The organism is Cupriavidus sp. MPR-AND1C, assembly GCF_058809705.1.
Genome location: NZ_JBXASU010000030.1, coordinates 19,422 through 41,729 on the forward strand (window position 1 = coordinate 19,422; position 22,308 = coordinate 41,729).

The 22,308-nt window shown below is 65.6% G+C and carries 23 protein-coding genes; 12 read left to right on the top strand and 11 right to left on the bottom strand.

Annotated elements, in window-relative coordinates:
• Window positions 1-56 precede the first annotated feature (56 nt).
• From AC1RWI_RS17620 to AC1RWI_RS17630, 3 genes are all read right to left on the bottom strand, one after another.
• Window positions 57-494 carry a hypothetical protein gene (locus AC1RWI_RS17620; RefSeq protein WP_144409745.1) on the bottom strand — a complete coding sequence of 146 codons (438 nt, stop codon included), beginning with the start codon at window positions 492-494 and terminating at the stop codon, window positions 57-59.
• Window positions 495-542: 48 nt separating this feature from the next.
• The gene (gene recN / locus AC1RWI_RS17625; RefSeq protein WP_492867733.1) at window positions 543-2,267 is read right to left on the bottom strand and encodes a DNA repair protein RecN; all 1,725 of its coding nucleotides are present in this window, start codon (window positions 2,265-2,267) and stop codon (window positions 543-545) included.
• A 72-nt stretch (window positions 2,268-2,339) separates the two neighbouring features.
• Entirely contained in the window at window positions 2,340-3,257 is a 918-nt protein-coding gene (locus AC1RWI_RS17630) for an NAD kinase (protein ID WP_043344855.1), read from the bottom strand.
• 114 nt (window positions 3,258-3,371) lie between these two features.
• Between AC1RWI_RS17630 and hrcA the strand changes: the two genes are divergently transcribed.
• The 3 genes from hrcA to AC1RWI_RS17645 all read left to right on the top strand — a co-directional run bounded on the left by hrcA (window position 3,372) and on the right by AC1RWI_RS17645 (window position 6,071).
• On the top strand, window positions 3,372-4,409 hold the full coding sequence (gene hrcA / locus AC1RWI_RS17635; RefSeq protein ID WP_043344856.1) for a heat-inducible transcriptional repressor HrcA: 1,038 nt from the start codon (window positions 3,372-3,374) through the stop codon (window positions 4,407-4,409).
• A 117-nt stretch (window positions 4,410-4,526) separates the two neighbouring features.
• Window positions 4,527-5,642 (top strand): ferrochelatase, encoded by a 1,116-nt coding sequence (hemH, locus tag AC1RWI_RS17640; protein ID WP_043344858.1) that lies wholly within the window; start codon window positions 4,527-4,529, stop codon window positions 5,640-5,642.
• 33 nt (window positions 5,643-5,675) lie between these two features.
• Complete coding sequence (locus AC1RWI_RS17645; RefSeq protein WP_043344859.1) at window positions 5,676-6,071, top strand: RNA-binding S4 domain-containing protein; 396 nt, start codon at window positions 5,676-5,678, stop codon at window positions 6,069-6,071.
• 41 nt (window positions 6,072-6,112) lie between these two features.
• Here the strand turns inward: AC1RWI_RS17645 and AC1RWI_RS17650 are convergent, their stop codons facing one another.
• Window positions 6,113-6,268, bottom strand: a complete 156-nt coding sequence (locus AC1RWI_RS17650) for a hypothetical protein (protein ID WP_043344860.1) — start codon at window positions 6,266-6,268, stop codon at window positions 6,113-6,115.
• Window positions 6,269-6,542: 274 nt separating this feature from the next.
• Here AC1RWI_RS17650 and grpE point away from each other — a divergent pair, with 274 nt between their 5' ends.
• Together grpE and AC1RWI_RS17660 are read left to right on the top strand one after the other, a co-directional pair.
• The gene (gene grpE / locus AC1RWI_RS17655; RefSeq protein ID WP_492867736.1) at window positions 6,543-7,100 is read left to right on the top strand and encodes a nucleotide exchange factor GrpE; all 558 of its coding nucleotides are present in this window, start codon (window positions 6,543-6,545) and stop codon (window positions 7,098-7,100) included.
• Window positions 7,101-7,189: 89 nt separating this feature from the next.
• Window positions 7,190-7,630 carry a thioredoxin family protein gene (locus AC1RWI_RS17660; protein WP_492867738.1) on the top strand — a complete coding sequence of 147 codons (441 nt, stop codon included), beginning with the start codon at window positions 7,190-7,192 and terminating at the stop codon, window positions 7,628-7,630.
• A gap of 13 nt (window positions 7,631-7,643) precedes the next feature.
• Here the strand turns inward: AC1RWI_RS17660 and AC1RWI_RS17665 are convergent, their stop codons facing one another.
• Both AC1RWI_RS17665 and AC1RWI_RS17670 read right to left on the bottom strand, forming a co-directional pair.
• A complete protein-coding gene (locus AC1RWI_RS17665; RefSeq protein WP_492867740.1) occupies window positions 7,644-8,933 on the bottom strand; it encodes a phospholipase A in 1,290 nt (429 codons plus the stop codon).
• Window positions 8,934-9,078: 145 nt separating this feature from the next.
• Window positions 9,079-9,510: a DUF1841 family protein gene (locus tag AC1RWI_RS17670; RefSeq protein ID WP_150983824.1), complete on the bottom strand. Its 432-nt coding sequence runs from the start codon at window positions 9,508-9,510 to the stop codon at window positions 9,079-9,081.
• Window positions 9,511-9,654: 144 nt separating this feature from the next.
• On the opposite strand from AC1RWI_RS17670, the gene AC1RWI_RS17675 reads away from it, so the two are divergent.
• Together AC1RWI_RS17675 and AC1RWI_RS17680 are read left to right on the top strand one after the other, a co-directional pair.
• Window positions 9,655-10,599: a DMT family transporter gene (locus tag AC1RWI_RS17675; RefSeq protein ID WP_492867742.1), complete on the top strand. Its 945-nt coding sequence runs from the start codon at window positions 9,655-9,657 to the stop codon at window positions 10,597-10,599.
• Between the two features lie 84 nt (window positions 10,600-10,683).
• Window positions 10,684-11,271 carry a malonic semialdehyde reductase gene (locus AC1RWI_RS17680; protein WP_043344864.1) on the top strand — a complete coding sequence of 196 codons (588 nt, stop codon included), beginning with the start codon at window positions 10,684-10,686 and terminating at the stop codon, window positions 11,269-11,271.
• Window positions 11,272-11,343: 72 nt separating this feature from the next.
• Here the strand turns inward: AC1RWI_RS17680 and nth are convergent, their stop codons facing one another.
• Both nth and rsxB read right to left on the bottom strand, forming a co-directional pair.
• Window positions 11,344-11,988: an endonuclease III gene (nth, locus tag AC1RWI_RS17685; RefSeq protein WP_043344865.1), complete on the bottom strand. Its 645-nt coding sequence runs from the start codon at window positions 11,986-11,988 to the stop codon at window positions 11,344-11,346.
• Entirely contained in the window at window positions 11,988-12,809 is an 822-nt protein-coding gene (rsxB, locus tag AC1RWI_RS17690; protein ID WP_492867744.1) for an electron transport complex subunit RsxB, read from the bottom strand. The genes nth and rsxB overlap by 1 nt, the downstream gene beginning before the upstream one ends.
• A 189-nt stretch (window positions 12,810-12,998) precedes the next feature.
• On the opposite strand from rsxB, the gene AC1RWI_RS17695 reads away from it, so the two are divergent.
• Entirely contained in the window at window positions 12,999-13,634 is a 636-nt protein-coding gene (locus AC1RWI_RS17695; RefSeq protein WP_043344870.1) for a TetR/AcrR family transcriptional regulator, read from the top strand.
• 76 nt (window positions 13,635-13,710) lie between these two features.
• On the opposite strand, the gene AC1RWI_RS17700 is transcribed toward AC1RWI_RS17695, so the two are convergent.
• A complete protein-coding gene (locus AC1RWI_RS17700; RefSeq protein ID WP_043344872.1) occupies window positions 13,711-14,952 on the bottom strand; it encodes a polyhydroxyalkanoate depolymerase in 1,242 nt (413 codons plus the stop codon).
• Between the two features lie 274 nt (window positions 14,953-15,226).
• Complete coding sequence (locus AC1RWI_RS17705; RefSeq protein WP_043344875.1) at window positions 15,227-16,423, bottom strand: amino acid aminotransferase; 1,197 nt, start codon at window positions 16,421-16,423, stop codon at window positions 15,227-15,229.
• Window positions 16,424-16,580: 157 nt separating this feature from the next.
• Here AC1RWI_RS17705 and uvrB point away from each other — a divergent pair, with 157 nt between their 5' ends.
• Together uvrB and AC1RWI_RS17715 are read left to right on the top strand one after the other, a co-directional pair.
• Window positions 16,581-18,683: an excinuclease ABC subunit UvrB gene (uvrB, locus tag AC1RWI_RS17710; RefSeq protein WP_043344876.1), complete on the top strand. Its 2,103-nt coding sequence runs from the start codon at window positions 16,581-16,583 to the stop codon at window positions 18,681-18,683.
• Between the two features lie 100 nt (window positions 18,684-18,783).
• A complete protein-coding gene (locus AC1RWI_RS17715; protein ID WP_043344878.1) occupies window positions 18,784-19,083 on the top strand; it encodes a putative quinol monooxygenase in 300 nt (99 codons plus the stop codon).
• A 13-nt stretch (window positions 19,084-19,096) separates the two neighbouring features.
• Here the strand turns inward: AC1RWI_RS17715 and AC1RWI_RS17720 are convergent, their stop codons facing one another.
• On the bottom strand, window positions 19,097-19,432 hold the full coding sequence (locus AC1RWI_RS17720) for a hypothetical protein (protein WP_043344880.1): 336 nt from the start codon (window positions 19,430-19,432) through the stop codon (window positions 19,097-19,099).
• A 213-nt stretch (window positions 19,433-19,645) separates the two neighbouring features.
• On the opposite strand from AC1RWI_RS17720, the gene AC1RWI_RS17725 reads away from it, so the two are divergent.
• Together AC1RWI_RS17725 and AC1RWI_RS17730 are read left to right on the top strand one after the other, a co-directional pair.
• On the top strand, window positions 19,646-20,137 hold the full coding sequence (locus tag AC1RWI_RS17725; protein ID WP_043344881.1) for a low molecular weight protein-tyrosine-phosphatase: 492 nt from the start codon (window positions 19,646-19,648) through the stop codon (window positions 20,135-20,137).
• A 48-nt stretch (window positions 20,138-20,185) separates the two neighbouring features.
• Window positions 20,186-22,276: a site-specific recombinase gene (locus AC1RWI_RS17730; RefSeq protein WP_492867748.1), complete on the top strand. Its 2,091-nt coding sequence runs from the start codon at window positions 20,186-20,188 to the stop codon at window positions 22,274-22,276.
• Window positions 22,277-22,308 lie beyond the last annotated feature (32 nt).

Consider the following 22,308-nt stretch of genomic DNA (forward strand, 5'->3'; position numbering starts at 1 on the left):
AGCCTTCAACGTCCAAGCCATGCATTCCGACGACAGGAACCGGGCCGCCGCCGGACTCAGCTCGCCGGCATGTCGCGGCCGACGGGCTGGGTGCGGTTCGGCTTGAGCACGCGATCAGGTTCGGCCAGCTCGATGCGAGGGGTGCCGCGCAGCGTGGCAAGCGCCTGGTCGATCGTGGCATCGGCCGACGCGGAGATCGCGGTGACCAGCCACACGCCGCCCGACATGGGTCGCTTGACGACGAAGCGGATCGGCCCGGCAATCGACGCCAGCAAGCGATCGGCGTCTTCGGACACGGTGACGGGCGGCGCGGAGAACCGCACCATGATATCGCCTACGGTGCGATCGGCGCTGATGCTGTTGAGCGGTGGCGCAGACGGGCGCTGTTGCGCCTGGCAGGCGGTCAGCGCCAGCAAGGCCAGCAGGCCGCAGGCGGCGGTAATCCGCAGTGGGCGGGCCAGTGAGCGGGAGTGCGGCTGTTTGCCGAGTGACATGGGGAAACTCCTGAAAGGTTACGGGCCAGAGGCAGAGGGCGCAGGCTGTCAGCCTGCGCTGCGCCGCGAGCGGCGCGCCTCCCGGGCCGTGCCGGTGGTGCCGCGCAGGCCTTGCGCGAGCATCTCCTCGGCGTGTTGCACCGTGGTCGCCGTCACGGTGGTCCCGCCCAGCATGCGTGCGGTTTCGACCACGCGGCCGGCGGCGTCGAGGCCGCGGATGCGCGAGCGGGTGACCGAGCCTGTGCCGTCGCGCTGGCTGGTCTCCTTGCTGACCAGCAGGTGGGCGCCGGCCTGGGCCGCCACCTGCGGCAGGTGGGTCACGCACAACACCTGGCGGGCGCGGCCGAGTTCCTGCAGGCGGCGGCCCACCACCTCGGCCACCGCGCCGCCGATGCCGGTGTCGACTTCGTCGAAGATCAGGGTGGGGGTGGGCGCGGCCTCGCTGGTAATGACGGAAATCGCCAGGCTGATCCGGGCCAGCTCGCCGCCCGACGCCACTTTGGCCAAGGGGCGCGCGCTGACGCCGGCATGGCCTGCCACCAGGAACTCGACTTGTTCCAGACCGTGGCTCTGCCCTTCGTCCAGCGGGTGCAGCGCCACCGCGAAACTGCCGCCCGCCATGGACAGGCCCTGCATGGCATCCGTCACGGCGGCCGACAGGCTCTCGACCGCCACCTTGCGGGCAGCGCCGAGATGCTGGGCGATGGTGAGGTAGGCGGCGCGGGCCGCGGCCTCGCGCGCCATCGCCTTGTTCAGGTCCTGGGCGGACTGGAGATCGTCCAGTTGCTGGCGGCGCGCCATCAGTTCGTCCGGCAACTGCTCCGGCGGCATCCGGTACTTGCGCGCGGTGGTGTGCAGCGCCTGCATGCGCGCCTCCACCACCTGCAAGCGTTCGGGGTCCAGGTCGATCCGGTCGACGTAGCGGTTGAGCGAGTGCGCGGCCTCCTCGACCTGGACCAGCGCCGGGTCCAGCGCCGCCAGTACGTCGCCCAGCGCGGGGTCGACGTCAGCCATCTGCCGCAGGCGCTGCACCACGCTGTTCAGCCCGGACAGCACCGAGCCATCGGCCTCGGACAGCGCCTCGAGCGCGGCGCGGCTGCCCTCGATCAGCCCGGCGGCATGCGACAGCCGGTTGTATTCGGCCTGGATGTCTTCCCATTCGCCAGGTTGCGGCGCCAGCTTCTCGAGCTCGCCGACCTGCCATTCGAGCCGCTCGCGTTCCAGCTGCATCTCGCGCGAGCGGTGCTCGACGGTTTCGCGCTGGCGCACGCACGCACGCCACGAGCGCCAGGCTTCGGCCACCGCGCCGGCCTGCGCGGTGAGGCCGGCATGGGCATCGAGCAGCAAGCGCTGGGCATCCGGGCGCAGCAGTAGCTGATGGGCATGCTGGCCGTGGATATCGACCAGGCGGTCGCCGATGTCGCGCAACTGGCCCAGCGTGGCGGCGGCGCCATTGATAAAGGCCTTGCCGCGCCCGCTGGCGTCGACCGTGCGGCGCAGCAGCACCGTGCCTTCGTCGCCAGTGAGATCGTGTTCGGCCAGCCAGGCGTCGAGCCCGGCCGGGGTGGAAAAGGTGGCGCTGATGCTGGCCCGGGAGGCGCCTTCGCGGACCACGCCGGCGTCGGCGCGCTCACCCAGCACCAGCGCCAGCGCATCGATCAGGATCGACTTGCCGGCGCCGGTCTCGCCGGTGAAGACGGTGAAGCCCGGGGAGAAGTCGAGGTCGAGGGTATCGACAATGACGAAATCGCGGATGGACAGGCTGCGCAGCATCGTGGTCGACGGGTCGGGGCTGGGTGATGTCAGGGGACGGATCTGGTCCGGATCGGTGCGGGCCGGGGCGGATCAGAGCCGGTTGTCTTCGCTCGGGTACTCATGCCAGTGCAGCTTCTTGCGCAGCGTGGCGTAATAGTTGTAGCCGATCGGGTGCAGCAGGTTGACGGTCTTGGCCGAGCGCCGCACCACGATGCGGTCGCCGGGCAGGAGCGAGGTCAGCGACTGCATGTCGAAGTTCACGCTGGCGTCACGCGCCGTGGCGACCTCGATCGACACTTCGGCGTCGTGCGGCAGCACGATCGGGCGGTTGGACAGCGCATGTGGGGCAATCGGCACCAGCACCAGGCCCGACAGGGTCGGGTGCAGGATCGGGCCGCCTGCCGACAGCGCATAGGCGGTCGAGCCGGTCGGCGTGGAGACGATCAGGCCATCGGAGCGCTGGTTGTACATGAAGTGGCCGTCCACCGACACCGCCAGCTCGACCATGCCTGAAATGCCGGAACGGTTGACCACGACGTCGTTAAAGGCCAGCGCGGAGAAGATCACACCATCGTCGCGCACCACCTTGGACTCCAGCAGCATGCGGGTCTCGGACTCGTAGCGGCCCGCCAGCATGTCGGGCAGCACCGAATGCACGTCCTGCAACGGGATATCGGTCATGAAGCCAAGGCGCCCGTGGTTCACGCCGATCAGCGGCACCGGGTAGCCGGCCAGCTGGCGCGCCAGGCCCAGCAGGGTGCCGTCGCCGCCGAGCACCACCGCCACATCGGCATGCTTGCCGATCTCGTCGGGCGCCAGCGCCGGATAGTCGGTCAGCCCGGTGGCCAGGGCAGTGTCTCGCTCGAACACCACATCCTGGCCGTTCCTGAGGATACAGGCGGCCAGCTCTTCCAGCGGGCCCTCGATGCCGGCTGTGGCGTACCTGCCGATCAGGGCGACGGTGCGAAATGGGGCGCGCGCGGCGCCGGGCTTGGGGAGCGAAGACATGCCGGGATTAGACCATACCGCCGTGACCATTGTCAGCAGGAGGGCGCTCGGCGCCGGGCCGGATCGGCGATGAGCCGCCCGAATAGTGAAAACTTGCGTAAAATCAGGAGCATCATGGATGAACGTGCGAAAACGCTTCTCAAAACCCTCATCGAGCGCTACATCGCCGAGGGGCAGCCCGTGGGCTCGCGGACCTTGTCGAAGTACTCGGGTCTCGACCTGTCTCCGGCCACCATCCGCAATGTGATGTCCGACCTGGAGGAAATGGGGTTCATTGCCAGCCCGCATACCTCGGCCGGGCGTATCCCCACGCCGCGCGGCTACCGGCTGTTCGTGGACACCATGCTGACCGCCCAGCCCCTGGATGGCGCGCTCAACCTGGCCGAGCTGACCGGCAAGATCCGGGGCCAGCTGCACGGCCAGCAGCTCGGGCCGCAGCGGATGATCACGTCGGCGGCGCACACCTTGTCCAACCTGTCGCAGTTCGCCGGCGTGGTGATGACGCCCAGGCGCGCCCAGGCGTTCCGCCAGGTCGAATTCATGCGGCTTTCGGACAAGCGCATCCTGCTGATTATCGTTACCCCCGAGGGCGACGTGCAGAACCGCATCATCCAGACCGAGCTGCCGTATTCCCCGTCGCAACTGGTCGAAGCCGCCAATTTCATCAACTCGCACTTTGCCGGCATGAGCTTTGACAATGTGCGCGACCACCTGCGCGGCGAGCTGCAGGCGCTGCGCATGGATATGTCGCAGCTGATGCAGGCCGCAGTGGAGGCGGGCAGCAATGCCATGGCCGAGGGGGAAGACGACCACGTCTTCATCTCGGGCGAGCGCAAGCTGCTGGAGGTGGAAGACCTGTCCTCCAGCATGGAAAAGCTGCGCCGCCTGTTCGACGTGTTCGAGCACAAGACCGGCCTGCTCAAGCTGCTCGATGTCTCCAGCCACGCCCAGGGCGTGCAGATCTTCATCGGCGGCGAGAGCAAGCTGGTGCCGCTCGAAGACATGGCGGTCATCACCGCGCCCTACGAAGTCGACGGCCAGATCGTCGGCACGCTCGGGGTGATCGGGCCGACCCGCATGGCCTACGAGCGGGTGATCCCGATCGTCGACATCACCGCGCGCCTGTTGTCCAGCGCGCTCAGCCAGAACTAGTGTTGGCCCGGCCCGGTCTCACAAACTGCCTGTCCCTCCCCCTCATCCTGTAAGCTCGGCGAGACTTGGCGGTGCGCACGCCCTGTGCCCGCACCGCCCCGCCACACCGGAAATTACATGACGTTCACCCCTGAACCGGCCTACCAGCATGGCCAGGCGCCGCGCACGGCCATCCTGCTGATCAACCTTGGCACCCCGGATGCGCCAACGCCGAAGGCGGTCGGCAGCTACCTCAAGCAGTTCCTGTCCGACCCGCGTGTCGTGGAGATTCCACGCGCGGCGTGGCTGCCGCTGCTGTACGGCATCATCGTGCCACTGCGCTCGCGCGCCTCGGCGATGAAGTATGAGTCGATCTGGCTGCGGGAGGCGCATATGACGGGTTCCCCGCTGCTGGTGCACACCGAGCGCCAGGCTCACGCCTTGCAGCTGCTGCTGAACCAGCAAGGCCATGAGGTGACAGTGGCGTGCGCCATGCGGTACGGCAATCCGTCGATCGGCTCGGTGCTGGAAGCGCTGCGCCGCCAAGGGACCGAACGCATCCTGCTGCTGCCGCTGTATCCGCAATACTCCGGCACCACCACGGCGACGGGCTTCGACGAGGTGTTCCGGGTGCTCAAGCAGTGGCGAAACCAGCCGGAGCTGCGGCTGGTCAAGCATTTCCACGACCATCCGGCCTATATTGCCGCCTTGCACCAGCAGGTGGGGGCATACTGGGCGCAGCATGGCACGCCGGATTTCGCGCGGGGCGACAAGCTGATCCTGTCGTTTCATGGCGTGCCGCGCCGCACGCTGGAGCTCGGCGATCCCTACCATTGCGAGTGCCTCAAGACCGGGCGCCTGCTGGGCGAGGCGCTGGGCTTGCAGCCCGGACAGTACCAGGTCACCTTTCAGTCGCGCTTTGGCAAGGCGGAATGGCTGCAGCCCTATACCGCGCCCACCCTGCGGGAGCTCGGCAAGGTCGGCACCGGCCGGGTAGACGTGTTCTGCCCGGGCTTTCCGGCTGATTGCCTGGAGACGCTGGAAGAGATCGCCATGGAAGGGCGCTCCGAGTTCCACGTGGCTGGCGGCAAGGTGTTCCACTACATTCCTTGCCTCAACGATTCGGAAAGCTGGATTGCCGGGCTGGCGGAGATCGGCTTGCAGCACTTGCAGGGCTGGCCGCTGCGGCTGCCGCATCCGCATGAGCTGGAGGCCCGCCGCACGCACGCGCAGACGCGCGGCGCCGCAGCATGAGCGCGGCGCTGCCCAACGGATGGAGGTGACGACATGAGCGTATCTTTCGAGGCCGATGCCCGCCTGCGCATCGACAAATGGCTGTGGTGCGCGCGCTTCTTCAAGACGCGCTCGCTGGCTGCCGAGGCGGTGGACCGTGGCAAGGTGCAGGTCAACGGCCAGGCGTGCAAGAATTCGCGCGAGGTCAAGCCGGGCGACACCGTCGTCCTGGAGGCGCACCAGCAACGCTGGGAAGTCGTGGTGAAAGGGATTGCGGGCTTGCGCGGCCCGGCCGCGGTAGCCCAGACGCTTTATGCGGAAACCGAGGCCAGCGAGGCGCGCCGGCGGCAGGATGCCGAGAACCGGCGGCTTAACGTGGAACCTGCATCGCAGCTGCAGGGACGCCCGACCAAGCGCGATCGCCGCCAGATCGACGGCGTCAGGGGGTGAGGCGCAAGGCTGCCCAAGCAGTACGGACTCACCCGGCTGGGTCAGCGAACGTAGGGAATGATGTAGTGTTTGAATACCGCCTTGCCACTGCCGTATTCGGTGTCTCGCGGCGTGAGCGCGCCGGAGAGGCAGATGAAGACTGTCATCACCGATAATGCGGCGAGAAGGAAGACCGTCAGAACAGGCAGCTTATGCATGGCTAACCTTTCGAGAGTGGCCCCACTTGAGTTGCATCGTCGACCCCGTTATTTTTGTCATTTTTATACGGTTTCATCTTAGGGGGTGCGCTGCAGCAAAGCAATATGACCCCTATTTCCGTAGACCCCGCTTTGTAACCTTGTGTTTCAGTGCACTGTCGCGGTGCGCTCTTGAAAATCCGGAGGCCTGCCACCAACTGCAGGCTACATTTGCCGATTGACCACCCGGCGGCCTGCGCCAGGCAGGCCGCGCCTTTGTTTTATACGGATCGACATGGAAGAACAGAAGCAGACGCCATCCACCACGCCGCCGCTCACGCCAGCCAGCGAGGAGCTGAACACCGCCCCGGCCGGCCAGGCCGATAACGCCGCCACCGCGGACGTGGCGGCCCAGTTGGCCGCGCTTGAAGCCAAGGCCAAGGAGAACTACGACATGTTCCTGCGGGCTACCGCGGAAGGCGAGAACATCCGCCGCCGTGCCCAGGAGGACGTCGCCAAGGCCCATAAGTTTGCCATCGAGACCTTTGCCGACTACCTGCTGCCCGTGATGGACAGCCTGCAGGCGGCACTGGCCGACGGGTCGGGCGATATCGCCAAGCTGCGCGAAGGGGTCGAACTGACCGCCCGCCAGCTCGTCAGCGCCTTCGAGAAGGGCAAGATCGTCGAGCTGAACCCGGTTGGCGAGAAGTTCGACCCGCACCGTCACCAGGCCATTTCGATGGTGCCGGCGCCGCAGGAGCCGAACACCGTGGTCACGGTGCTGCAGCGCGGCTACACGATCGCCGATCGCGTGCTGCGCCCGGCGCTGGTCACGGTGTCCGCGCCCAAGTAAGCGCCACCGCTTGGCGGTCCGCCCGGCGGGCTGGCACAAGCAACGCCCGGTGCCGCTGGCCCGGGCGTTTTTCATTGCTGGAGACGTCTATGTCCATCAAGCCAGGCAATGCCGCCGTGCCCGGCACCACCGTGGATCCGGCGTCGCACCTCGACCATCGTGCCTTCGAAGTGTTCGGCATGCGCGAGGTGGACGGCGCCGGCATTGATGGCGCTATCGCCGCCGCCGGCGATGCGCTGGTCTGCGTGTTTTTCTGGGGCGTGGACTGCTTCAATTGCGAGATGGCCAAGAAGGCCATGCTAGCCAATCCAGACCCGGTGCGGTTGCTGGAACTGCACTGGCTGCACGCCAACGTCTATGCGCACCCCGATATGGGCAAGCGATTCGGCCTGCACGGCATTCCGGTCTTCATGTTCTTCCACAAGGGCAAGAAGCTGGGGCGGGCCACCGGCTGGCATGGGCAGGGCCAGTTTGCCGCGGCGGTGGCCAACGCACGGCTGAAGGCCAGCGGCAAGCCGCTGGCTGGTTAGGCGCGTCGGCGCGTCAGCGTGCCAGCGCGTATCCCAGCCGGAATTGCCAAGGCAGCTTGCGGTTGTAGTCCAGCAAGCTCTCGCCGTAGCCGATGAAATAGCCCGCCATCAGGTAACCCGCCGTGCCGGGGATCAGCCTGGCCAGCGGATACGTCACCGATGCGTCGACGCTGCCGTAATACTTCTGCGTGCCTTTGCGCAGGGTGGTGGCGAACTCCCATGCGTCCGGCTTGCCGTAGGCCAGTTTCAGGTCCATGTAGCCGCGATAGCGGGCAATGTCAGAGTTGTCGTTCTTCTCGACGTAGTAGTACAGCTTGGGCGACACGCTCCAGTGCCAGTTGCTTATGTCCCCCAGGAAAAACGTGGGTTTGACGAACACCGTATTGATGCTGCGCGACTGGGCGCCATCGCGGCCATTCGACTCATGCTCCAGGCCGGCCGCGAGCGAGAGCCGGCTGATCACGCGGTTCTGCACGCCGGCATCCGACAGGTAATAGAACAGGCTTGGGCGGTAGTTGGTGTCGCGGAACGGCCGTGAGTCGCTCGACAGATCCCACAGGGAGAACTGCGTGTAGCCGAAGTACAGGTTCTCAAGCACGCCGTGCGAAGCCGGATTCTCGCCTTGGTAGATGCGGAACTTGAAGCTGAACTGGAACTTGGCGTTGGCCCCGCCATGCACCCCGACCAGGAAGTACATCGGGTCGTTGAAGGTCAGCCGGCCCTGGTCGCGCAGGTCCGCCGGGACGGGCGCCGCCTGGCTGGCGGCTGCTACGGGAATGACAGGCACGGTCGACACAGCAGTGGTGCTTCCTTCGGCGCTTGTGGCGGGTGCGGGGGGCGCCGCGACCTGGGCCGACCGCGGATCGTCGGCGCGCGGGGCGCGGTTGAGCGTGACCAGCACAGGCGCGGCGTCGATGTCCACGGGATCCAGTCGGACCACGCCGCGCAGGTTGGGCGGCAACGGCGCACTGTACTCGACGGTGCGGTGCTCGCCCTTGCGCAACTTGATCGTCGAGGGGGCCGCAGTGGCGCGCTGCATGCTGAGCCTGACAGGGGCCTGCAGATCGGCCGAAGCCGTGACGTCGATCGCCTGGGGGACCAGGAAGCTGCGGTTCGCGCCGTCAGCGCTCAGCAACAAGGTCAGGGTCAGGGGCTTGGTGCCGTCGACCACCTTCGGCGGTTGCAGCAACGCCACGGCGGCGTGGCTAGATAGCGGCCCGGCGGCCACGAGGGCGAGTGCCAGCAGGAGAGCGGGCGGCTTGGCCGTGGCGCGGCAGATCTCGGGCTTGAGCGTGCTGAGCATGGGAGGCGGCAGCGCATCCTCGTGAAGAGGTGATGCGCACGCGGCAGGATATTGTGACGCGGCACAGCCTATCACGTGCCTATCACGCCATGCGCCAGATTTTTGTGCTGTTTTGTACTCAACAAAAATGTGGCTGAGGCATTACTTAACGGGTGGCGCGGCGCTGTATCGCGGCAATGTATTGCTCGCCATCCGGCGGCATGCCGGTGCGTTGCGCCTGCCAGAGCATTTCACCGAGGCACTCCATGACCTGATGCTGCGCTTCGTGCGGCGAATCCAAACGCTGCGCCAGGGATTCGTAGGCGCGGCGGATGCCTGGGGGCTGGTCGATGGAAACCTGCTCGGAAATCGACAGGTGCATGGCCAGGTGCAGGAACGGATTGGTCTGGCCGCCTTCAGGCGTGTAGTCCTGAGTTAGCGCGCCTTCCGTGTCGGTGAGCAGGCTGTGATACTCGGGATGCTCGCCGATCCAGTCGACGGCAATGACTTCGAGGGGGGTGAGGACGCTGCCTGCGCGTTGCTTCTGCCAGGCTTCACAGAAAAAACGGCGGACTTCTTCGCGGGAGGGATTGAACATGATGGCGCTATTGTAAACGAGCTCTTCCACTGCTGCAGCGCAGCGCAAGCCGGCCTCCCGCAAGCTGACCGAATTGGCTTGCCAGCTACTAGAATGCGGCGTTGCCTGGCGTCGCCGGGTCCATTTCCTGCCCAGCGCGCCACCATGTCCGATCCCCGTTCCTCCGCCGCCCGTGTCCGGCAGCCCCTGCGCCATGCCCGCGAGCAACTCGCGGGCGTGTTGCTGATCGCCCTGTCGGCCAGCGCCTTTGGCGCCATGGCGATCTTCGCGCGCTTTGCTTACGACGCGGGCACCGATGTCTACGGCCTGCTGGCGGTGCGTTTCGTGCTGGCCGCGGGCGCGCTGGCGCTGGCGATGCGCCTGCGCGGCGTCAGCCTGCCGGGCTGGCGCAAGGTGCTGGCGCTGGCCGCCATGGGCGGCATTGGCTATGTTGGCCAGTCGTTCTGCTTTTTCACCGCGCTCAATCATGCCCAGGCCAGCCTGGTGGCCTTGCTGCTTTACCTGTATCCGCTCTTCGTCACCATCCTCGCCGCCGTTTTCCTCAAGGAACGGCTCGGCACCGCATCCGTGATCGCGCTCGTGTTGTGCTCGGTGGGGGCGGGGCTAACGGTGGGTGGTGGCCAGGGCTCGGCGCTGGGCATCGGGCTTGGCCTGGCCTCGGCCGCGATCTACTCGGTCTACATCATCGTGGGCGCGCGCGTGACGGCGGGCGTCAATCCTCTGGCCACCACCACCGTGGTGTGCAGTGCGGCGGCGGTGGTCTACGTCGTGGTGGGGGTGTTGCGCGCGGGAGCCGGCGTGCCGCCTCAGTTCCCGCAAAGCGCGGCCGGCTGGCTGGCGTTGCTGGCGATCGCGCTACTGTCCACGGTACTGGCGATCCTGGCCTTTTTTGCCGGCTTGCAACGGCTCGGCGCGGCGCGGGCTTCGATGTTGTCCACCCTGGAGCCGGTGGTGACGGTGGTGTTGGCGGCGCTTTTGCTCGGGGAGCATGTCGGGATGACACAGGCGCTGGGCGGCGGCTTGATCCTGGCGGGCGTGCTTTGGCTGACCAGCAAGGGTTCCGGCGCGCAGGATGTGCAACAGAATTGAACCCCTTGCTCAAATCGCTTGCGTGGCGAGGGGCGGCGTCTTAGATACAATCCGGTTCTCACTATTTGTTCAGGAACCGACCGCATGAAACCGATCGACCAGGTTGCAATCGCCCAGCTGTTCACCGAAGCGCGTACGCACAACGTGTGGCAAGACCGCCAAGTGGACGATGCCGTGCTTCACCAGATCTATGACGCGATGAAGTTTGGCCCGACGGCTGCCAACGGTTCGCCGGCCCGCATCGTGTTCGTCAAGAGCGCGGCGGAAAAGGCTCGCCTGGTCGAGTGCGTGTCCGCAGGTAACGTCGAGAAGACCCGCTCGGCACCGGTCACTGCGATCGTCGCATTCGACAACGCCTTCCACGATCAGCTGCCCAAGCTGTTCCCGCACGCCGATGCGCGTTCGTGGTACGCCGGCCAGCCGGAAAAGATCGCCCGCGACGCGCTGATGAACAGCTCGCTGCAAGGCGGCTATTTCATCCTGGCCGCGCGCGCCCTCGGCCTGGATTGCGGCCCGATGGCCGGTTTCGATGCTGGCAAGGTGAATGCCGCCTTCTTCGCCGATGGCAAGTGGTCGGTCAATTTCCTCGTGAACCTGGGCTATGGCGAGGCCGACAAACTGTTCCCGCGCAGCCCGCGCCTGTCGTTCGACGAAGCCTGCCGGATCGTTTGAGCGCAAGCGCTGCCAGATAGGTAAAGACCCGCCTCGCGCGGGTCTTTTTTTGCCTGTCCGTTGTGCCTGTGCTCAGAGGCGCGGCGCCTCGGTCTTCTCGCGGTATTCGCACAGCGGCTCGATCGCGCAATGCCAGCACTCGGGCTTGCGTGCCTTGCAGACATAGCGCCCATGCAGGATCAGCCAGTGGTGCGCATCGTGCATGAACTCCGGCGGCACGGTCTTGAGCAGCTTCTGCTCCACCACTTGCACGTTCTTGCCGGGCGCCAGGCCGGTGCGGTTGGCTACCCGGAAGATATGCGTGTCGACGGCAATGGTGGCCTCGCCGAACGCCGTATTCAGTACCACGTTGGCCGTCTTGCGGCCCACGCCCGGCAGAGCTTCCAGCGCGGCCCGGTCGCGCGGCACCTGGCCGCCGTGCTGCTCGACCAGGATGCGGCAGGTTGCTATGACATGCTTGGCCTTGGTCTTGTACAGGCCGATGGTCTTGATGTACTCAATCAGCCCGTCCTCGCCCAGCGCCAGCATCTGCTCCGGGCTGTGCGCCACGGGGTAGAGCTTGCGCGTGGCCTTGTTCACGCCCACGTCAGTGGCCTGCGCGGACAGCAGCACAGCAATCAGCAGCTCGAACGGCGAGCTGTATTCCAGCTCGGTGACTGGGGTCGGGTTGACTTCGCGCAGTGTCTCGAACAAGGCGCGGCACTTGGCAGCGTTCATTAGTCCTTGAGGGCTGGGTTGGAGCCGGGCACGGCATCCGGATCGGCCTGGCCAGGTGTGGCGATAAGGCCGGCCTTGGCGCGGCGGGCCTCGGCGGCGTTGATCTGCGCCTGCACGGCAGGGGAGACGTTCTCGGTATTGCGCGGCTGCACCGCTTGTTGCTTCAGGCGCGCCCGCTCGATGGCGGCCTGGATGATGGCCTGCTTGCGTGCCCGCGCCGCCTGTTCCTCTTCGCTTTGCGGGGCTTCGGCTTGCAGCGCCTGCAGTTTGGCGGCGGCCTTGGCCGCCAGGCGCGCATCGTTCTCCTCGCGCTCGCGCACGAGCCGCGAGCGGCGGGCGAGGTAGCGCGCGTGGGCCTCGTCCGCTTGCGCCTGCGACCAGGCGGCCCAGCCGGTGCGCTGCGCGGTGACGGGAACCATGGCAATGCAGTCGACGGGGCAGGGGGCCACGCAGAGGTCGCAACCGGTGCACCAGTCCACCAGCACGGTATGCATCTGCTTGGGCGCGCCAACGATGGCGTCGACCGGGCAAGCCTGGATGCACAGCGTGCAGCCGATGCACAGCGCTTCGTCGATCACTGCCACCGCGCGGGCCTGCTCCACGCCCCGCTCCGGGTCCAGCGGCTGCGGCGGCGTGCCGAGCAGCGCCGACAGGCGGCGGATGCCCTCTTCCCCGCCCGGCGGGCAGCGATTGCCGGCTGCTTCGCCCGCTGCCATGGCTTCGGCGTAGGGACGGCAGCCGTCGAAGCCGCACTTGGTGCATTGGGTCTGCGGCAGCAGGGCTTCGAGGCGATCGGCGAGGGTCTGGGAAATGGCGGTCACGACTGCTTTTGGGGTTTGCGGGTACGGCGTGGATGCCGTTCTCTTTTTTCCTGGCTGGAACGGGCACGCGGCAGGGATTATCCCCGATTTCGCCGCAGTGCAGAAACGCGCGATGATGCGCCCTTTGCCGGGCCACTGCGCGCAGGTTGCCCTGTGCCATAATCCGCGCAACGATTCACCAGCCGTCGCATGCGAAACGAAACCAGAACCAAGCGGGACCCCGAGGGAACACGCCGCCGCATCCTCGATGCGGCCACCGAAGAATTTGCCAAGGGCGGCCTGGCAGGGGCACGCGTCGACCAGATCGCGCGCCGCGCCGAGACCAACGAGCGCATGCTGTACTACTACTATGGCAGCAAGGAAGGCCTGTTCCTGGCCGTCCTTGAAAAACAATATGCGGAGTTTCGCGCCGCCGAGGAGCAGTTGCACATCGTCGAGGAGGATCCCGTTGCGGCGGTCCGCACGCTGGCTCGCTTTGTCTGGGACTGGTACTACCGCAATCCCGAGTTCATCCGCCTGGTCAACAGCGAGAACCTGCACGAGGCGCGCCACCTGAAGAAGTCCACCCAGCTGCACCAGTTGATCAACCCGGTGGTTAACGTGCTCGCGGATATCGTCAAGCGGGGCCAGCGGCAGGGGGTGTTCCGCGACAACGTCGATGTCTCGCAGCTATACCTGACGATCTCCGCGCTTGGCTACTACGTGCTGTCCAACCGTTACACCATCAGCGCGGTGATCGGGCGCGACGTGGCGGCGCAGGATGAGCACGAGCGCTTTGCCGAGTTGCACACCGATATGCTGCTGGCCTACCTGGAGCGCCGCTGAGGCAGCTTGCAGCCCCATAAAAAACGCCCGCAGCTTGCGGGCGTTTTTTATGGGGCTGCAGCTTAAGCGCCGTGACTCAACGATGCTTGAGCACGAAATCGCGCAGTTCCGGGTAAATCTCCTGGCGCCAGCGGCGGCCGGAGAAGATCCCGTAGTGGCCGCACTTGGCCGCGGTGATGTGTTGCTTGCGCGCTTTGGGAATGCCCGCGCAGAGCTCATGCGCCGCGGCGGTCTGGCCGGCCCCCGAGATGTCGTCCAGTTCGCCCTCGATCGTCAGTAGCGCGGTGCCCTTGATGTCCTGCGGGCGCACCGGCTGGCCATCGATCTCCCAGGTGCCGTTGGCAAGCCGGAATTCCTGGAACACTTCGCGGATGGTGTCGAGGTAGTACTCGGCGTCCATGTCGAGCACGGCGTTGTACTCGTCGTAGAAGCGCACGTGGGCTTCCGCGTCGTCGGCATCGCCCTCGACCAGGTTCAGGTAGTAATCGTAGTGCGAGGACAGGTGGCGGTCGGGGTTCATCGCCACGAAGCCGGCGTGCTGCAGGAAGCCCGGATACACCTTGCGGCCATGGCCCGGGTAGTTCGCCGGCACCGTATAAATCACATTGTTCTCGAACCACTCGAACGACTTGTTGGTCGCGAGCGAATTCACGGCCGTCGGGCTGCGCCGTGCGTCGATCGGCCCGCCCATCATGGTCATGGTCTTTGGCGTCTTCTCGCCGGCGGATGCCAGCAGGGAGATGGCCGCGAGCACCGGGACCGTAGGCTGGCACACGGAGATCACATGCAGGTTCTCAGCGCCGATATGGCGGATGAAGTCCTGGATGTAGTGGATGTAGTCCGCCAGGCGGAAACGGCCGTCCTCGATCGGGACCATGCGGGCATCGATCCAGTCGGTCACATAGACCTTGTGGTCCTGCAGCAAGGTCTTCACGGTGTCGCGCAGCAGCGTGGCATGGTGGCCCGACAGGGGGGCGCACACCAGCACCACCGGCTCATCCTTGAGCAGCTTGATGGTCTCCGGATCGTCGGCATAGCGCTTGAAGCGCACCAGCTTGCAGAAGGGCTTTTCGATGATCGTCTGTTCGACGATCGGGATGTTCCGGCCGTTGGAGCGTACCGATTTGATATCGAATTCGGGTTTTTCGTATTCCTTGCCGAGTCGGTACAGCAACTCGTAGCCGGCAGCCAGTCGCGTGGCGCCGGGCACCAGGGACATCGGGCTCAGGGGATTGGTAAAGGTCTTGGCCGTAGCCTGCGCCCATGCGGTAAGCGGGTGCAGCATCGAGCGCTGGAATTCATGCAGCTGGTAAAGCATGACGTGGTCCCTATCAGGCTGGGGGCGAAGCTGGAATTCAACGCCTGGACAATACAAATACAACAAACACAGTTGCTAATGTGTTACCGATTATGCGCGTAATCGAACGATCGTGCGATGCAGCATATACCCTAAGGTACGCTCGCATCGGAAAAAGACAATAGGACAAACACCGTACTTCTCGATGACAAATGCAAAAGAACGTGAAAAATTGTCATGAGATACGAAAAAGACGACCGAAGTCGCCTTTTTGTGCACTTTTACGCGTATTGCGTTACAGCACGGCGGCGATGGCGTTGACCACCGCGTCAATGTTGCGGCTGTTCAGCGCGGCCACGCAGATGCGGCCTGTGCCCACGGCGTAGATGCCGTGCTCGTTGCGCAGCACGTCGACCTGGGCCGAGTTCAGGCCCGAGTACGAGAACATGCCGCGCTGGGACTTGACGAAGGAGAAGTCGCCCGGCACGCCCTTGGCGGCCAGCTTGTCCACTAGCGCATGGCGCATCAGCTTGATGCGGTCGCGCATCTCGCCCAGTTCCTGCTCCCACATGGCGCGCAGCTCCGGGCTGTTCAGCACGGTGGCGACCACGGTGCCGCCGTGGGTCGGCGGGTTGGAGTAGTTGGTGCGGATGACGCGCTTGACCTGAGACATCACGCGCTGGGCTTCTTCCTTGCCCGTGGTGACGATCGACAGCGCGCCCACGCGCTCGCCGTACAGGGAGAAGCTCTTCGAGAACGAGCTCGACACGAAGAACGGCAGGCCGGATTCGGCGAACAGGCGCACGGCGGCGCCATCCGGCTCGATGCCTTCCGCGAAGCCCTGGTAGGCCATGTCGAGGAACGGGATCAGGTTGCGTTCCTTGATCAGTTCCACCACCTGCTTCCACTGCTCGGCCGACAGGTCAACGCCGGTCGGGTTGTGGCAGCAGGCGTGCAGCACCACGATGGTGTTGGCGGCGTACGACTTGAGCGACTCCACCATACCGGCGAAATTCAGGCCGTGGCTGGCAGCATCGTAGTAGGCGTAGTTGATCACGGGGAAACCGGCTGCCTCGAACAGGGCACGGTGGTTTTCCCAGCTCGGGTCGCTGATGGCGACCTTGGCGTCCGGGTACAGGCGCTTGAGGAAGTCGGCGCCGATCTTCAGCGCGCCGGTGCCGCCGAGTGCCTGGGCGGTCACAACACGGCCTTCGGTGATCAGCGGCGATTCCTTGCCGAACAGCAGGGTCTGCACGGCCTGGTCATAGGCGGCGATGCCTTCGATCGGCAGGTAGCCACGCGGGGTGGCGGTGGTCAGGCGGGCCTTTTCGGCTTCCTGCACGGCGCGCAGCAGAGGGATTTTCCCTTCGTCGGTGAAGTACACGCCAACACCCAGATTGACCTTGGTGGCACGGGTATCGGCATTGAAGGCTTCATTCAGGCCCAGGATCGGGTCGCGCGGGGCCATCTCGACGGCAGAAAACAAACTCATTTGGGATCTCGTGGTCAGCTATGTAACAAAACGGGAAGGCGTAGAATGCTCCGGACTGCGCTCGGGAGTGCGGGCGACCCCCATCTTGATACCTGGCCGCCAACCCCAAGATTCTAGCGTATCTGCCCGTTTTCCTGAGGTTTTCCCCTGCCAGCTTATGTCGAATCTCGTTGAAGTCGCGCCCGCGCTGGATGAAGAGAAGTTCGCGACCTTTCCCGGCTCGCCGTTCCAGCTTTACCAGCCCTATCTGCCGGCGGGCGATCAGCCCGAGGCGATCCGCCAACTGGTCGAGGGTGTGGAGGACGGCCTGTCTTACCAGACCCTGCTGGGGGTGACCGGTTCGGGCAAGACCTTCACCATGGCCAACGTGATTGCCCGCATGGGCCGTCCGGCCATCGTGTTCGCGCCCAACAAGACGCTGGCCGCGCAGCTGTATTCCGAGTTCCGCGAGTTCTTCCCGCGCAATGCCGTGGAATACTTCGTCAGCTATTACGACTACTACCAGCCCGAAGCCTACGTGCCGCAGCGCGACCTGTTCATCGAGAAGGATTCCTCGATCAACGAGCATATCGAGCAGATGCGGCTGTCGGCCACCAAGAGCCTGCTGGAGCGGCGCGACACCATCATCGTGGCCAGCGTCTCGGCCATCTACGGTATCGGCAATCCGTCCGAGTACCACAAGATGATCCTGACGCTGCGCACCGGCGACAAGATCAGCCAGCGCGATGTGATCGCGCGCCTGATCGCCATGCAGTACACCCGCAACGAGACCGATTTCCAGCGGGGCACTTTCCGCGTGCGCGGCGATACGCTGGACATCTTCCCGGCCGAGCATGCCGAGCTGGCGGTGCGCGTCGACATGTTCGACGACGAGATCGATTCGCTGCAGTTCTTCGACCCGCTCACCGGGCGGGTGCGGCAGAAGATCCCGCGCTTCACGGTCTATCCGTCGAGCCACTACGTGACCCCGCGCGAGACCGTGCTGCGGGCGATCGAGGACATCAAGGTAGAACTGCGCGAGCGCCTGGACTTCTTCTATAAGGAGAACAAGCTGGTGGAGGCGCAGCGGCTGGAGCAGCGCTCCCGCTTCGACCTGGAAATGCTCTCCGAGCTCGGGTTCTGCAAGGGCATCGAGAATTACTCCCGCCATCTGTCGGGCGCCAAGCCGGGCGATCCGCCGCCAACGCTGGTCGATTACCTGCCGCAGGACGCGTTGATGTTCCTGGACGAGTCGCACGTGCTGATGGGTCAGTTCAACGGCATGTACAACGGCGACAAGGCGCGCAAGACGACCCTCGTCGATTATGGCTTCCGGCTGCCGTCCGCTCTGGACAACCGCCCCCTCAAGTTCTCGGAGTTCGAGGGCAAGATGCGGCAGGTGATGTTTGTCTCCGCCACGCCGTCCAACTACGAGAACGAGCACGCGGGCCAGGTGGTGGAGCAGGTGGTGCGGCCCACCGGCCTGGTCGATCCGATCATCCACGTGCGTCCCGCGACCACGCAGGTTGACGACCTGCTGTCAGAGATCCACCAGAAGGTTTCCGTCGGCGAGCGCGTGCTGGTGACCACGCTGACCAAGCGCATGTCCGAGCAGCTCACGGAGTTTCTGACGGAGAATGGCGTCAAGGTGCGTTACCTGCACTCGGACATCGATACGGTGGAGCGCGTGGAGATCATTCGCGACCTCCGCCTGGGTACCTTCGACGTGCTGGTCGGCATCAACCTGCTGCGCGAGGGCCTGGATATTCCGGAAGTCTCGCTGGTGGCAATTCTCGACGCTGACAAGGAAGGCTTCCTGCGCGCCGAGCGTTCGCTGATCCAGACCATCGGCCGCGCGGCCCGTAACGTCAACGGTACCGCCATCCTGTACGCGGACCGGATGACCGATTCGATGAAGCGGGCGATCGGTGAGACGGAGCGCCGCCGCGCCAAGCAGATCGCGTTCAATGAAGCCAATGGCATCGTGCCGCGCGGCGTGGTCAAGCGCATCAAGGACATCATCGACGGGGTCTACGACCCGGGCGAGGTCAAGGCCGAGCTGCTGGCCGCGGAAGAGCGCGCCAAGTACGAGGACATGAGCGAGAAGCAGGTTGCGAAGGAGATCAAGCGGCTGGAGAAGCAGATGTTCGAGCACGCCAAGAATCTCGAGTTCGAGAAGGCCGGGCAGGTGCGCGACCAGTTGGCCAAGCTCAAGCGCCAGATCTTTGGCGCCAGCGGCGATGGGGAGCACCTGCCGCCGGCCGCCGCGGCCGCGTCCTGAGGGCGTGAGCCCTGCCTTGCCCACACGCCTGCGGGATGCAGGCGTGCTGCCCGGCTACCGCCTATAGTGGGAATCCCGGACAGTGGTGAGGAGATGATCCATGGTCAAGTTCGCTCTGTGGGTTCCGCTGCATGCGAAGCCCGGCAAGGAAAAGGAAGTCGAGGAATTCCTGCTCGCCGGCCTGCCGCTGGTACAGGCCGAAGCCGGCACCACGGCATGGTTTGCGCTGCGGCTCGGGCCATCCATGTTCGGCATCTTCGATGCGTTTCCCGATGAGGCGGGGCGCAACGCCCATCTCTGCGGCAAGGTGGCCGAAGCCCTGATGGCCAAGGCGCCCGACCTGTTCGCCAAGCCGCCCTCCATCGAAAAGCTCGATGTGCTGGCGGCCAAGCTGCCCTGAGCCGATTTGCTAGCTAGCCCTTCGGGGGCAGCGAGCGCAAGCGCTTGTTGACTTCCAGCAGGGTGTCGCACTCGTCCGCGCTGGCGGCCTTGCGCTTGCCGATGAAGTCCACGATGGCGCGCAGCGGTTCGCGTTGCGTGGCGCATGCGGTGGCCGGTTCCGGTATCGAGGCAGGGGCAGCGCAGGCTGCGCCAATTTCTTTCTCCAGGCTGTGCCGGACCACGGTGAGCAGGCTCTCGCAGCCTGCGCCGGAGGCGGCATCCGCATCGGCGGACGGTTCGGCGGCGTCGGCCAGGCTTGCGCAAAGCAGAAGGGGCGCCAGGAGGAGTGGGCTGAGGCGGAGGTTCACCGCACGATTATGCGGTGGGCTGCACCTTTGCGTCATCTTTTTTGCCCGGCGGCCTAGACCGGCGTACCGGCGCTCGCGTGAGCGCGGTCCCGTTGGCAGGGCTGTAGAATCCGGCTTCGGTGTGGCAGCCGCGCCCGGTGCGCCGGCTGCAAGCCCGTCGCGCGTGCCGCGTTTTGTTGCCTTGTTTTCGGCGCCGGATAGCGCCATACGCCGATGAAGAAATACGCCATCTTGATGTGTTGCATGGGAAACATATGCCGTTCTCCGACTGCGGAGGGCGTGCTGCGCGCCAAGCTGGAGCCGGTTGGCCTGGCCGATCTGGTCGAGCTGGATTCCGCCGGCACGCATGGCTATCACATCGGGCGCGCGCCGGATGCGCGCTCCCAGCGTCATGCGCTGGCCCGTGGCTATGACCTCTGCGCGCAACGCGCGCGCCAGGTCATGGCGCAGGATTTCGCCCGTTTCGACCTGCTGCTTGCCATGGACCGGGACAACCTGGCGGCGCTGCGCGCCATCTGCCCGCCTGGCCGCGAGGACAAGCTGCGCCTGCTGATGAGTTTCGCCAGCCGGCACGCCGCGGACGAAGTGCCGGATCCGTACTACGGCGAGGGTGATGGCTTCGAGCGCGTGCTCGACTATGTCGAAGACGCTTGCGATGGCGTGATCGCCATGCTGCGTGCCCAGGGGCTTGGCGGCGCCACCTGATCGCGCTCGGCCGCCCATGCAGCCTTTCCATTACTTTCACGAGAATTCATGTTTCGTTCCCTGTTCCGCAAATGGCGCGAGTCGCGCAATGCCAGCCTGCAACTCGACGCAATCCTGGCGGCAGCGGACCCGGAGTCGCCGCTGGCGGACCGTAACGGCTGGCTGATCGAGCTGGGCTACTGGATCCGGCGCGACGGGCTGCCGGGCGCCGAAGGCGTGGCGGCCGACAAGAGCCGCCGGGAGCACGTGCGGCTGCGCTACCTGCTGCAGGTGCTTGGCCGCAATCCGGAAGTGGCGGGGCGCTTTGCCCGCATGGTGCGTGCCATCGTGCGCGATAACGATCCGGTCACTTTGCTGTGCGACACCGGCGTGGCTTCCCACCCGGGCTTCTGGAGCGAGGTGCTGAACCGGCTGCAGGCGCGGTTCCTGCCCCCTCCGCCCAACCGCAGCGATATGGCGGGCCTGTTCGCGCTGCTGTTTATCGATGACAACGATGCCGACTGGGTCGAGGCGCTCGATGGCGACCTGCTCGAACGGCTGGCGGCCGTGCTGCGTACCGACGACCCGCAAGCGCCGGGCGACGCTGCCGAGCTGCCTGAATGGGATCGTTTCGACCGCACGCTGACCACCAGCATCCAGGTGCTGGTCAGCCAGGTGCGTGCTACCGGACTGAGCCAGGCGATTCGCTCGCGGCTCAAGGGCAAGGTGCAGGACACGCCGTTCTTCCGGCTGGACAGCGCTGTGCAAGCCCTGTGCGAAGAGGAGGAGGCAGCGCGCGGCGGCGAGGCTTTTGCGCACCGGCTCAACTATTTCCACGCGCTGCTCGACGGCTGCCACCAGGCGGCTCAGCGCGTGTACGACGACCTGGAGGAGAACGGCGTCTCGGTGGAAGTGGTGTTCCAGATCGAGCGCATGAAGGTCCGGCTCGCGCGCATCGAACTGTTGCTGGCTACCTGGGTTGAGCCGCAGCGGCGCGGCCGGCACGCCCACCTGATCGCGGCGCTGATCCGCTCCACCCAGGCGCGACGCAGCATCGGGCACCTGGCGGGCACCTCGTTTTCGCAACTGGCGCGCAAGGTGGTTGAGCGTTCGGCCGAGACCGGTGAGCACTACATCACGCGCGATCGCCGCGAGTATCGTGAGCTGATGCGGGCCGCTGCCGGTGGCGGCTTGATCACCGTGGGCACGGTCTATCTCAAGTTCCTGATCTATGGCCTGCACCTGGACAAGTTCATCGAGGGCCTGCTGGCCTCGCTCAACTATGCGGGCAGCTTCCTGGTGATCCACTTCGCGCATTTCACCCTGGCCACCAAGCAGCCGGCGATGACCGGCCCGGCGCTGGCGCACCGGCTCGATGCGGTCGGCAGGCCGGAGGGGCGGGAGATCTTCGTTGAAGATACCATCGCCATGATCCGCTCAAACGCCGCGGCGATTTTCGGCAACCTGGCGGTGGTGTTCCCGGTGGCGATGGGCATCCAGTGGCTCGCCAACCGCATCCTGGGCGCCAACCTGATCACACCCGCCAAGGCGATCGCCACCATCGAGTCGTTTTCCATTCTTGGCCCCACGCCGATCTACGCGATCTTCACGGGGGTACTCTTGTGGTTGTCCAGCCTCGTGGCGGGATGGGCCGACAACTGGTTCGCGCTGCACAAGGTGCATGACGTGATGGCGTACAACCGCCGCCTGCGCTATGTGCTGGGTGCGCGGGGAGCAACGCGGATGGCAGACTTCTGGAAACGCAATATGTCGGGGATCGCTGCCAATGTGTCGCTGGGACTGCTGCTCGGGCTGGGACCGGAGATCCTCAGTTTCTTCGGCCCCCACATGGAAGTGCGGCATGTCACATTGTCGACCGGCTCGGTGGGCACCGCGATCGGCGTGCTGGGCCTTGCCGTGCTGAAGATGCCGTCGTTCTGGCTGGCGGTGGCGGGCATTGCGCTGATGGGGTTGCTGAACGTCGCGGTGAGCTTCGCGCTGGCGTTCAATATGGCATTGCGCTCACGCAACCTGCGGCCGGTGGATCGCCGGGCGCTGAGTTCAGCCGTGCGGCGGCGCATTCTGAAACACCCCTGGTCGCTGATCGTGCCGCCGCGCGCGCCCGTTGGCGGGGCCTCGGCGGAGCAGGGGCAGGTTTGATGCGATGCGGCAGGGGTACTTGACTGAATTAG

Excerpts from the sequence above, each read along its gene's own strand:
- AC1RWI_RS17620 (WP_144409745.1), bottom strand. The coding sequence starts at position 494 with ATGTCACTCGGCAAACAGCCGCACTCCCGCTCACTGGCCCGCCCACTG.
- recN (WP_492867733.1), bottom strand. The coding sequence starts at position 2,267 with ATGCTGCGCAGCCTGTCCATCCGCGATTTCGTCATTGTCGATACCCTC.
- AC1RWI_RS17630 (WP_043344855.1), bottom strand. The coding sequence starts at position 3,257 with ATGTCTTCGCTCCCCAAGCCCGGCGCCGCGCGCGCCCCATTTCGCACC.
- hrcA (WP_043344856.1), top strand. The coding sequence starts at position 3,372 with ATGGATGAACGTGCGAAAACGCTTCTCAAAACCCTCATCGAGCGCTAC.
- hemH (WP_043344858.1), top strand. The coding sequence starts at position 4,527 with ATGACGTTCACCCCTGAACCGGCCTACCAGCATGGCCAGGCGCCGCGC.
- AC1RWI_RS17645 (WP_043344859.1), top strand. The coding sequence starts at position 5,676 with ATGAGCGTATCTTTCGAGGCCGATGCCCGCCTGCGCATCGACAAATGG.
- AC1RWI_RS17650 (WP_043344860.1), bottom strand. The coding sequence starts at position 6,268 with ATGCATAAGCTGCCTGTTCTGACGGTCTTCCTTCTCGCCGCATTATCG.
- grpE (WP_492867736.1), top strand. The coding sequence starts at position 6,543 with ATGGAAGAACAGAAGCAGACGCCATCCACCACGCCGCCGCTCACGCCA.
- AC1RWI_RS17660 (WP_492867738.1), top strand. The coding sequence starts at position 7,190 with ATGTCCATCAAGCCAGGCAATGCCGCCGTGCCCGGCACCACCGTGGAT.
- AC1RWI_RS17665 (WP_492867740.1), bottom strand. The coding sequence starts at position 8,933 with ATGCTCAGCACGCTCAAGCCCGAGATCTGCCGCGCCACGGCCAAGCCG.
- AC1RWI_RS17670 (WP_150983824.1), bottom strand. The coding sequence starts at position 9,510 with ATGTTCAATCCCTCCCGCGAAGAAGTCCGCCGTTTTTTCTGTGAAGCC.
- AC1RWI_RS17675 (WP_492867742.1), top strand. The coding sequence starts at position 9,655 with ATGTCCGATCCCCGTTCCTCCGCCGCCCGTGTCCGGCAGCCCCTGCGC.
- AC1RWI_RS17680 (WP_043344864.1), top strand. The coding sequence starts at position 10,684 with ATGAAACCGATCGACCAGGTTGCAATCGCCCAGCTGTTCACCGAAGCG.
- nth (WP_043344865.1), bottom strand. The coding sequence starts at position 11,988 with ATGAACGCTGCCAAGTGCCGCGCCTTGTTCGAGACACTGCGCGAAGTC.
- AC1RWI_RS17695 (WP_043344870.1), top strand. The coding sequence starts at position 12,999 with ATGCGAAACGAAACCAGAACCAAGCGGGACCCCGAGGGAACACGCCGC.
- AC1RWI_RS17700 (WP_043344872.1), bottom strand. The coding sequence starts at position 14,952 with ATGCTTTACCAGCTGCATGAATTCCAGCGCTCGATGCTGCACCCGCTT.
- AC1RWI_RS17705 (WP_043344875.1), bottom strand. The coding sequence starts at position 16,423 with ATGAGTTTGTTTTCTGCCGTCGAGATGGCCCCGCGCGACCCGATCCTG.
- uvrB (WP_043344876.1), top strand. The coding sequence starts at position 16,581 with ATGTCGAATCTCGTTGAAGTCGCGCCCGCGCTGGATGAAGAGAAGTTC.
- AC1RWI_RS17715 (WP_043344878.1), top strand. The coding sequence starts at position 18,784 with ATGGTCAAGTTCGCTCTGTGGGTTCCGCTGCATGCGAAGCCCGGCAAG.
- AC1RWI_RS17725 (WP_043344881.1), top strand. The coding sequence starts at position 19,646 with ATGAAGAAATACGCCATCTTGATGTGTTGCATGGGAAACATATGCCGT.
- AC1RWI_RS17730 (WP_492867748.1), top strand. The coding sequence starts at position 20,186 with ATGTTTCGTTCCCTGTTCCGCAAATGGCGCGAGTCGCGCAATGCCAGC.